The organism is Catenuloplanes nepalensis, from assembly GCF_030811575.1.
In the GTDB taxonomy this organism is placed as follows: Bacteria; Actinomycetota; Actinomycetes; order Mycobacteriales; family Micromonosporaceae; genus Catenuloplanes; species Catenuloplanes nepalensis.
Genome location: NZ_JAUSRA010000001.1, coordinates 1,415,283 through 1,418,905 on the forward strand (window position 1 = coordinate 1,415,283; position 3,623 = coordinate 1,418,905).

The 3,623-nt window shown below is 76.6% G+C and carries 3 protein-coding genes; 2 read left to right on the forward strand and 1 reads right to left on the reverse strand.

Features of this window, described 5'->3' with window-relative positions; all coding sequences use genetic code 11:
- Positions 1-7 precede the first annotated feature (7 nt).
- Positions 8-1,405: a type VII secretion integral membrane protein EccD gene (eccD, locus tag J2S43_RS05910; RefSeq protein ID WP_306827553.1), complete on the forward strand. Its 1,398-nt coding sequence runs from the start codon at positions 8-10 to the stop codon at positions 1,403-1,405.
- 5 nt (positions 1,406-1,410) lie between these two features.
- Positions 1,411-2,787: a type VII secretion protein EccB gene (gene eccB, locus J2S43_RS05915; RefSeq protein WP_306827554.1), complete on the forward strand. Its 1,377-nt coding sequence runs from the start codon at positions 1,411-1,413 to the stop codon at positions 2,785-2,787.
- A 150-nt stretch (positions 2,788-2,937) separates the two neighbouring features.
- On the opposite strand, the gene J2S43_RS05920 is transcribed toward eccB, so the two are convergent.
- Positions 2,938-3,417: a sigma-70 family RNA polymerase sigma factor gene (locus J2S43_RS05920; RefSeq protein WP_306839211.1), complete on the reverse strand. Its 480-nt coding sequence runs from the start codon at positions 3,415-3,417 to the stop codon at positions 2,938-2,940.
- Positions 3,418-3,623 lie beyond the last annotated feature (206 nt).

Below are 3,623 nucleotides of genomic sequence, written 5' to 3' on the forward strand. Positions count from 1 at the left end.
GTGGCACATGACGGCTGCTGCGACGAGCGACATGTGCCGGCTGACCGTGGTCGGCCCGGACCGGCAGATCGAGGTCGCGGTGCCCGCGCACGTCCTCGTCGCCGACCTGCTCCCGGCGCTGCTGCACCACCTCGGCGACGGCCTCGCCGACCGCGGCCTCGATCACGGCGGCTGGGTGCTGCAGCGGCTCGGCGCGCCACCGCTGGACGACGAGACGTCGGTCGCGGCGCACGACCTGCACGACGGCGACGTCGTCCACCTGCGCCCGCGCGCGGCGCAGCTGCCCGAGGCGGACTTCGACGACCTGGTCGACGGCATGGCCACCGGCGTGCGCGACCGGGCCGGCCTCTGGCGCCCGGAGATGAGCCGCTGGGCGATCGCGCTGGTGACCGCGCTGCTGCTGACGACCGGCCTGATCGCGACCGGGCTGCCCGGCCCGGCCAGCCCGCGCGGCGGCATCGCGCTGCTGCTCGCGGCCGGCGCCCTGGCCGGTGCGTTCGCGACCGTCCGCGCGGCCGGGGACACCGTGTTCGGCGTGCTGCTCGCGCTGGCCGGCGTCGGCTTCGCGGCCTGCGGCGGTCTCGCGCTGCTCGCACCCGGCGACGCCGCGTTCGCCCCGGCCGCGCTGACCGCGGCGCAACTGTTCGCCGGCACCGCCGCCGGGCTCGCCGCGGCCGTGACCGCGGCCGGGCTGCTCGGCACGGCCGTCCCGCTGCTCACCGCGGTCTCGGTCACGCTGCTGCTCGGCCTGGCCGCGTCCGCGTCCGCGCTCTTCGCCGGGCTGGACGGCCCGCGATCGGCCGGCGTGCTGGTGATCGTCGCGACCGCGCTGCTGCCGGTCGTGCCGCCGCTCGCGTTCCGGCTGGCCGGGATGCGCCTCGCCCCGATACCGACCCGGCCCGAGCATCTACAGGAGGACGTCGAGCCGATCCCGGCGCCGCCGCTGCTGGACCGGGCCAGGGTCACCGACCGGTTCATGACCGGCCTCTATGCCGGCGCCGGCGCCGCGGTCACCGTGGCCGTGCTGCTGCTCGCGGCCGCGCCCGGCTGGGCACCGGCCACGCTCGCCTGCCTCACCGCGCTGGTCTGGCTGCTGTCCGCGCGGCCGATGACCAGCCTGTTCCACCGGGCGAGCGCCGGGGCGCCGGCGCTGGCCGGGCTGACCGTCGCCGCGGTGCACGGGCTCGCGGTGCTCGACCCGGTCGTCCGGCTCGGCGCGCTCCTGCTGCTGGCCCCGGCCGTGCCGGTGCTGCTGGTGACGTCCCGGATCCTGCCGGAACGGCGGCTCATGCCCTGGTGGGGGCGGGCCGGCGACATCGCGCAGAGCACGGCCACGATCGCGCTGCTGCCGGTGCTGCTGGCGCTGCTCGGCGTGTACGGCTTCTTCCGGGCGCTCGGGGGCTGACCGCCGTGCAGAATCGCCGGGATCAGGCGCAGGCCCAGTCGTACCTGATGGGCAGGTTGTCGTCCGCGCTGGTCAGCGCGGAACCGGACGGCCTGGAGACGCCGCACCGCCGCACCTCGGCCGGGCTGCTGCTCGGCCTGCTCGTCGCCGCGCTGGTGGCCGGCGGCTTCACGCTCTACGGATTCCTGGTGCCGGGCGGGTCCACGCGCTGGCGCACCCCCGGCACGCTGGTGGTGGAGAAGGAGACCGGGACCCGCTATCTGTACGTGCAGGGCCGGCTGCACCCGGTGCTGAACCTGGCGTCCGCGCGGCTGCTGCTCGGCGCGCCCCCGCAGCCGATGTCCGTCTCCGGGAAGTCGCTGCGCGGCGTGCCGCACGGGCAGCCGATCGGCATCGCCGGTGCGCCGGACACGCTGCCCGCGGCCGGGTTCGGCGGCAGCCGGTGGAACGTCTGCGCGGTCACCGCCCGCGACCTGGCCGGCGGCGACCGGACCGCGACCGCGCTCGCGGTCACCACCGCGCCCACCGGCGCACCGCCGGCCGACGGGACCGCGATCGTCGCGCAGGTCGCGGGCGCGGCCGACCGGTACCTGATCCGGGCCGGGCACCGGCACCGGATCACCGGAACGTGGATCTCCACGGTGCTCGGCTACGAGACCGCGCCGCTCGCCGTCCCGGCCGCCTGGCTCGACCTGATCCCGGCCGGGCCCGACCTCGCGCCGGTCGACGTGCCCGGCCGTGGCGAGCCAGGGCCGCGCCTGGACGGCCGGGACACCCGGGTCGGCCAGATCTTCAACGTGGGCACCCGGCACTACCTGCTGCGCCGGGACGGGCTGGCCCGGCTGACCGGCACCGGGGCGGCGCTGCTGCTCGGCGATCCGGCGACGGCGGCGGCGTACGGCGGTGTCCCGGTCGCGGCCGTGCCGCTCGGGCCGGCCGCGCTCGCCACCGCCGCGCTCGCCACCACGCCGGCGCTGCCGGACGGCCTGCCCGCGGAACCACCGGAGGTGGCGGGCGGCGGGAACTGGTGCGTGACCACGTCCGCCGGCGCCGCGCCGGAGATCACCGCGCAGGACCCGCCGGGCGCGCTCGAAGTGGTGCGGGACGGGCTCGGCGTGACCCGTAGCGCGCGCACCGCGGACGCGATCGCGATCGAGCCGGGACTCGGCGGGCTGGTCCGCGGCGGGAGGCCGGGGGAGATCGCCTCGGGAACGTACTACCTGGTCACCGACGCGGGCGTGAAGTATCCGCTGGCGGACGCGGCGGCCGCGACCACGCTCGGCTACGACGCCACCGCTCCCGCCGTGGTCGACCCGGCCCTGCTCGGCCTGCTGCCGACCGGCCCGGTGCTCGGCGCCGCGCAGGCACGCGGCGGGGCGTGAGGCCGTGGGGACGCGCCTCCTCGGGACTCGGCCGGAGCCGCCTGGTTCCTGCCGGCCACCCGCGGACGTGCAGGGAGGCCGCCCGCGGCCGGCCGGTGCCCGCGGGAGCATGCGGAAGTGGCCACGCCGGAAGCGGGAAAACGGTTTCCGCTATTGGCTTTCGACGAGGTCGCGGAGCGCGCGAAGGGCGTAGTGGGTGCGGGACTTGATGGTGCCCTCCGGCACGTCGAGCGCCGCGGCCAGCTCGGCCCGGGACAGGCCCTGGTGGAAGAGCGCGACCAGCACGGTCCGGTGCGCCTCGCTCAGCCGCGGCAGCGCGCCGCGCACGGTGTGCTTGGCGACCACCGCCTCGGCCTCGTCGCGGTCGGCCGGCATCCGGGTCAGGTCCAGCGCGCCGACCTCGGACGGCCGCTTCCGCCGGAACCGGGCCGCGTCGATCGCCAGCCGCCGCGCGACCGTGAACAGCCACCGCCGCCGCGACTCCCACCCCTCGGGCAGGCTGTCGCTGTGCCGCCAGGCGCGCAGCATCGTCTCCTGCAACAGATCCTCGGCGTGCTGCCGCTCCGACGTGAGCCGCGTCAGGAACTTCATCAGCGGATCCCCGTACTCGTCATACAGATGCCGGACCAGCACGTCCCGCTCACCGTCCACCGTCACCAGTGCCTCCCAGGCTCGTCCGAAGCGTAGGAACCGGCACTTGACGGACAGTGAAGAGACGATGATCGTCGATGAAGTCGCCCGTGCGCCCGCCGGGCGGGTCGTCCGTGATCGGGGCGTCCCGAGGTCGTCGGAGCAGCATGGGGACGCCTTGATCACGGATTCTGTACCGGCGAACG

What these genes read in the sequence shown, in the direction of transcription:
- eccD (WP_306827553.1), top strand. Translation starts at nt 8, where the DNA reads ATGACGGCTGCTGCGACGAGCGACATGTGCCGGCTGACCGTGGTCGGC.